The sequence below is a fragment of the Bradyrhizobium sp. STM 3809 genome (assembly GCF_000239795.1).
Lineage (GTDB): Bacteria > Pseudomonadota > Alphaproteobacteria > Rhizobiales > Xanthobacteraceae > Bradyrhizobium.
Genome location: NZ_CAFJ01000445.1, coordinates 1 through 5817, shown reverse-complemented (window position 1 = coordinate 5817; position 5817 = coordinate 1). Strand labels below are relative to the sequence as shown.

Genomic DNA, 5817 nt, shown 5'->3' with positions numbered 1-5817 from the left:
GTGGGGCAGAGAGCTGCTACGCCATCAGCAGCTTGGCAGACTGAGAGCATCGATTGTCGGTGGATTGCCGACCGCCCCTTCAATGCCCCGCCATATGCCGCCCGATCTCCGTAAGGTCAGCCTCGCCCGCGCGCGTCTCATAGACCAGCTGGCCATGGAACATCACCACCAGCCGATCTGATAGCTCCAGCAGCTCGTCGAGATCCTCGCTGACCAGCAGCACCGCGGCGCCGCGGTTGCGGGCCGCCATGATCTCGGCGTGGATCTGCGCCACCGCCGCGAAGTCGAGGCCGAAGCAGGGATTGGCGGCGATCAGCACCTCGACGTCATGGGCCAGCTCGCGCGCCAGCACAGCGCGCTGCACGTTGCCGCCCGACAGCGCCGAGATCGGCGTATCCGGGGTGCGGGTCTTGATCTTGTAGCGGTTGATCTTGCTGGTGGCGTCCTTGCGGAACGCCGCTTTGTTCAGCCACCAGCCGCCGCTGGCGAACGGGGCGCGGTCGAACTCGCGCAGCGCGATGTTGTCGGCGACGCTCATGCCGCCGACGCAGGCGTTCTTCAACGGCTCCTCGGGCAACAGCGACATCTTGTGCCGGCGCATCTCCTCGCGGGTCGCGGAGTAGGACGCGCCGGAGACGCGGACGGCGCCGCTCTCGGCCTCGCGCTGGCCGGCGAGCACCTCGACCAGCTGGCGCTGGCCGTTGCCGGAGACGCCGGCGATGCCGACGATCTCGCCGGCGCGCACGGTGAGCGAGAGATCGTGCACGGCCATGCCGCCGGCGTCGTCACGCGCCACCAGCTTCTCAACCTCGAGCCTGATCGCGCCGGCCTCGCCGGTGCGCGATGGCTGCACGGTGAGCTGCTCGGCGCCGATCATCATCCGCGCCATGTCGTCGGGCGTGAGCTCGGACACCTTGCCGCTGCCGGCGAGCTTGCCGCGGCGGAGAATGGTGACCTCGTCGGCGAACGCCATGACCTCGCGGAATTTGTGGGTGATCATCAGGATGGTCAGCTCGCCGCCCTCGACCATCTTGCGCAGCATGCCCAGCACCTCGTCGGCCTCGCCCGGCGTCAGCACCGAGGTCGGCTCGTCCAGGATCAGGAAGCGGCGCTTGAGATAGAGCTGCTTGAGGATCTCGCATTTTTGCCGCTCGCCGGCGGAGATGTCGGAGACCTTGGCATCGAGCGGCACGCGGAACGGCATGCGCGACAGGAACGCCTCCAGCTCCTGCTTCTCCTTCGGCCAGTTGACCACCGCCGGCACGTCGTCGCGGGCCAGCACGAGATTTTCGGCCACCGTCATTGCCGGAACCAAGGTGAAATGCTGATAGACCATGCCGAGGCCGAGCGCATGCGCGTCCTTCGGGTTGTTGATCGCACGCGCGCGCTCGGCGATCAGCACGTCGCCCTCGGTCGGGCGGTAATAGCCCATGATGCATTTGACCAAGGTCGACTTGCCGGCGCCGTTTTCGCCGAGCAGCGCGTGGAACGAGCCGGGGCGCACCTTCAGCTCGACATTGTCGAGCGCGGTGAACGCGCCGAAGCGCATCGTCATGGCGATGGCCTCGACGCCGAACGCGCCGGAGGGAAGCGGATCGTCGCCGATCACGACAGCGCCTCGATCAGCGCGGCGGAGGTCGCGACCGCCCCGAACACGCCGCCTTGCATCTTGATCATCTTCAGGGCGTGGTCGTGGTTGCCCTTGTCGGTGGCGCCGCAGCAGTCCGACAGCAGCACGCATTCGAAGCCGCGGTCATTGCCCTCGCGCATCGTGGTGTGGACGCAGACGTCGGTCGTGATGCCGGTCAGCACGATGTTCTGGATGCCCTTCAGGCGCAGGATCAGCTCGAGGTCGGTGGCGCAGAACGAGCCCTTGCCGGGCTTGTCGATGACGATCTCGCCGGGTAGCGGCGCCAGATCCGGGATGATGTCCCAGCCGGGCTCGCCGCGCACCAGGATGCGGCCACACGGCCCGGGATCACCAATGCCGGCGCCGATCTGCTGCGAGCGCCAGCGCTTGTTGGCGGGCAGGTCGGACAGATCGGTGCGATGGCCCTCGCGGGTGTGAATGATGAGGAAGCCTTGCGCCCGCATCACGCTGAGTAGCTTCTTGATCGGCTCGATCGGGGCGCGGGTGAGCGAAAGGTCGTAGCCCATCTTGTCGACATAGCCGCCGACGCCGCAGAAATCGGTCTGCATGTCGATCACGATCAGCGCGGTGTTCTCAGGACGCAGATCGCCGTTGTAGGGCCAGGCGTAGGGTTCGGAGCGGATGGTGCGCTGGGTCATGATGAAAGCTCCCGTCAGCTTGTCAGGGGCCTCATGGTTCGAGACGCGTCGCAAGGGCGACGCTCCTCACCATGAGGAGTTAAATCGTACGTCGCCGCGCAAAGACTCCTCATCCTGAGGAGGCCGCCGCAGGCGGCCGTCTCGAAGGATGGCTGCGAAGGAGGTGTCCGCTCCATCTCTTTCCTCATAGGCAACGCCTCTTACCGCGTGATCGACAGCTCGGCCGGCGCGCCGCTCAGGGTGCGCTTCGGCGAGCAGGTGATGATCATGATGAGGAGCGTCAGGATATAGGGCGCGGCGTTGAACAGATGATAGCCCGAGGTGACGCCGACCGACTGCAGCGCCGGCCCGAGCGCGGCGGCGCCGCCGAAGGCGAGCGAGGCCCACAGGCACAGCATCGGGTCCCAGCGCGCGAAGATGACCAGCGCGACGGCGGTGATGCCTTGTCCCGATGACAGGCCCTCGTTCCAGCTGCCGGGATAGAACAGCGACAGGAACGAGCCGCCGATGCCGGCGAGGAAGCCGCCGGCCATGGTGGCGCGCAGGCGGATCATCAGCACCGAATGACCCATCGCGCGCGCGGCGTCCGCGCTCTCGCCGGCGGTGCGGATCAACAGGCCCCAGCGCGTCGTCTTGAACGCCCAGAACAGGACGGGTGCGAGAATGACGCCGAGCAGAAACAGCACGTTGATGCGCAGCGCGGCGCGGACCTGCGGCACGTCGCTCCACCAGCCGAAATCGATCGCCGGCAGGCGCGCCGCGGTCGGCTCGATCAGCGGCTTGCCGAGGAAGAACGCCAGCCCGGTGCCGAACAGCATCAGCGAGATGCCCACCGCGACGTCGTTGACCCGCGGCAGCGAGCAGATGCCGGCATGCAGCGCGCCGAGCAGCGCACCGGTCAGGCCGGCGGCGAGCACGCCGAGCCACGGCGAGCCCGTGAGATAGGAGATGCCATAAGCGCTCATCGCACCCATCACCAGCGTGCCCTCGAGGCCGAGATTGATGCAGCCGGAGCGCTCGGTGATGCATTCGCCCAAGCTGACGAACAGGAACGGCGTGGAGACGCGGATGGCGCCGCCGAGCACCGCGAGCGGGACGGTCCAGAGCCCGATATTGCCGTCAGCCATGTCTCAGGACTTTCCTTTCAGAAATCCGATGCGCCCGTACAGCGCGTCGCTCGCCAGCACCGAGATGAAGATGATGCCCTGCAGCACCAGCACCGAGGCATCGGGCAGCCCGAGCCGGCGCTGCAACAGGCCGCCTGACGCGTTGATACCGCCGAGCAGGATCGCGACGGGAATGATCGCCAGTGGATTCTGCCGCGCCAGGAACGCGACGAGGATGCCGGTGAAGCCGTAGCCGACCGCGAGATTGGCGTTGGTGCGGCCCTGCACGGCCGCGACCTCGACCATGCCGGCGAGCCCCGCGCAGGCGCCCGCCAGGAAGCACACCGTGAGGATCAGCTTGCCGACGGAGAGGCCGACGATCTTGGCGGCGCGAATATTGCCGCCGGCGACACGCGCGGCGAAGCCGAAGGTGGTGTGATAGATCAGCACGTAGGACGCGATCGCCAGGATCAGTCCGAACACCAGGCCCCAATGCACGTCGGTGCCGGGAATGGTGCCGATCATGTTGGCGGCGCCGATCTCGCGGGTCGACGGCTTGTTGAGGCTCGCCGGATCGCGCATCGGGCCTTCGACGAGATGGTTGAGGATGGCGAGCGCGATGTAGACCAGCAGCAGGCTGGAGATGGTCTCGTTGACCCCGCGATACTGCCGCAAGCCTCCGGACAGCAGGATCCAGAGTCCGCCGCCGGTCATGCCGGCGATCACCATCGCGATCTGCACGACGAGCGGCGGCATGCCCTGCAGCGCCAGCGCGACGGATGTCGCCGAGAGAGCGCCGATCAGGAGCGCGCCTTCGCCGCCGATGATCACCATGCCCAGTTGCGCGGGCAGGGCGGTGCACAGCGCGGTGAGGATGAGCGGCGCGGCGCGGCTCAGCGTGTTCTGCCAGGAGAACCAGGTGCCGAACGCGCCGTAATACATGTACCAGTAGAGATCGAGCGGGTTCTTGCCGAACAGCGCGACGAATACCCCGAACACCAGGAGCGCGGCGACCAGCGCCGCGCCCGGGATCAGGATGTACTCGATTTCAGCGCCGTAACGCTGCAGGAAACCTGCATCCGCGGCCGGCGCGATGGCGGCCGCATCAACCGGATCGGCCGCCTCCGTGGTCACGACGTCGCTCCGATCACGCCCTCGACCAGGTAGTCCATCTTCTCGAGCTCGGGATCCTTCTGGCCGCGCTCGGTGCCGGCGGTGATCACCGTGTTGCCTTTGTTGTCCTTGATCGGGCCCTTGAAGATCGTATAGCCCTCGCCGAGGAATTTGGCCTTGATCTCGTCGGCATGCTTGCGCGCCTGCTCGGACACCGCCTCGCCATAGGGCGACGTCTTCACCAGCTCTTCCTTGAGGCCGCCGCGATAGAAGTTCGGGATGCTCTCGCCGGCGGCCAGCATCTTGACGAACTTCGGATACAGCGCCTCCCAGTTCCACTCGGCGCCGGTCAGATAGGCCTTCGGTGCCAGCGGCGACTGGTTGACGTGATAGCCGCAGACGAAGGCGCCGCGGCGCGCGGCGTTCTCGACCATCGTCTTCGGACCGTCGACATGGCAGGTCAGCACGTCGACGCCCTGGTCGATCAGGCTGTTGGTCGCCTCGGCCTCCTTGACCGGCATCGACCAGTCGCCGGTGAAGATCACCTGCGTGGTGGCCTTGGGATTGGCGAGCTGCGCGCCCAGCGTGAAGGCGTTGATGTTGCGCAGCACCTGCGGGATCGGCTTGGCGGCGACGAAGCCCAGCTTGCCGCTCTTGGAGGTGTAGCCGGCGACGATGCCGGAGAGATACTGCGCCTCGTCGATATAGCCGAAATAGGAGCCGGCGTTTTTCGGATCCTTCTCGCTCCACAGGCCGCCGCAGTGCTCGAAGCGCAGCTTCGGGTACTTGTTGGCCATCTTGATCATGTGCGGATTGTAGTAGCCGAACGAGGTCGGGAAGAGCAGGCTGGCGCCATCGAGATTGATCATCGACTCGATCGTCTTCTCGACCGCGTCGGTCTCCGGCACCTTCTCCTCTTCGATGACCTTGAGCCCCGGCAGCTTCTTCAGCACTGCTGCGCCTTGCGCATGCGCCTGGTTGTAGCCGTAGTCGTCGCGCGAGCCGACATAGATGAAGCCGATCGTGGTGTCGGCTGCGAAGGCCGGCCGCAGGCCCGCGGCTGCGCCGAGCGTCAGCGCCGCGCCACCCTGCAACAGATGCCGTCGTGAAATCCTGCCAAAGTCCATGGTGTGCTCCCTCGGCGAGCCCTGCGCCCGCGCCCTGTCATCTCGGCTTCACCGCCACGGCGGAGCCTCAAGGAAGGAGCTTTTCAAGCTTTGTGCCAGGGCCGTCCGGCTCGGCAGAGGAGCTAAACTACTGAATTAGCGTGATTTTATTGCTGACTGTAAACTAGGCAGAGAAACCTACG

At 66.3% G+C, this 5817-nt stretch carries 5 protein-coding genes; all 5 read right to left on the bottom strand.

Annotated features, from left to right (window positions below):
• Nucleotides 1–79 precede the first annotated feature (79 nt).
• On the bottom strand, nucleotides 80–1555 hold the full coding sequence (locus BRAS3809_RS20735) for an ABC transporter ATP-binding protein (RefSeq protein WP_052523458.1): 1476 nt from the start codon (nucleotides 1553–1555) through the stop codon (nucleotides 80–82).
• Nucleotides 1556–1605: 50 nt separating this feature from the next.
• Nucleotides 1606–2289, bottom strand: a complete 684-nt coding sequence (gene biuH, locus BRAS3809_RS20730) for a biuret amidohydrolase (protein ID WP_008963992.1) — start codon at nucleotides 2287–2289, stop codon at nucleotides 1606–1608.
• Nucleotides 2290–2489: 200 nt separating this feature from the next.
• Nucleotides 2490–3416, bottom strand: coding sequence for an ABC transporter permease (locus BRAS3809_RS20725; RefSeq protein WP_008963991.1), 927 nt, complete (start codon nucleotides 3414–3416; stop codon nucleotides 2490–2492).
• A gap of 3 nt (nucleotides 3417–3419) precedes the next feature.
• Nucleotides 3420–4529, bottom strand: a complete 1110-nt coding sequence (locus tag BRAS3809_RS20720; RefSeq protein ID WP_008963990.1) for an ABC transporter permease — start codon at nucleotides 4527–4529, stop codon at nucleotides 3420–3422.
• Nucleotides 4526–5635 (bottom strand): BMP family ABC transporter substrate-binding protein, encoded by a 1110-nt coding sequence (locus BRAS3809_RS20715; protein ID WP_008963989.1) that lies wholly within the window; start codon nucleotides 5633–5635, stop codon nucleotides 4526–4528. Before BRAS3809_RS20715 ends, BRAS3809_RS20720 begins: the two co-directional genes overlap by 4 nt.
• Between the last annotated feature and the right edge of the window lie 182 nt (nucleotides 5636–5817).

Excerpts from the sequence above, each read along its gene's own strand:
- BRAS3809_RS20715 (WP_008963989.1), bottom strand. The coding sequence starts at position 5,635 with ATGGACTTTGGCAGGATTTCACGACGGCATCTGTTGCAGGGTGGCGCG.
- BRAS3809_RS20725 (WP_008963991.1), bottom strand. The coding sequence starts at position 3,416 with ATGGCTGACGGCAATATCGGGCTCTGGACCGTCCCGCTCGCGGTGCTC.
- BRAS3809_RS20735 (WP_052523458.1), bottom strand. The coding sequence starts at position 1,555 with ATGACGATGCGCTTCGGCGCGTTCACCGCGCTCGACAATGTCGAGCTG.
- biuH (WP_008963992.1), bottom strand. The coding sequence starts at position 2,289 with ATGACCCAGCGCACCATCCGCTCCGAACCCTACGCCTGGCCCTACAAC.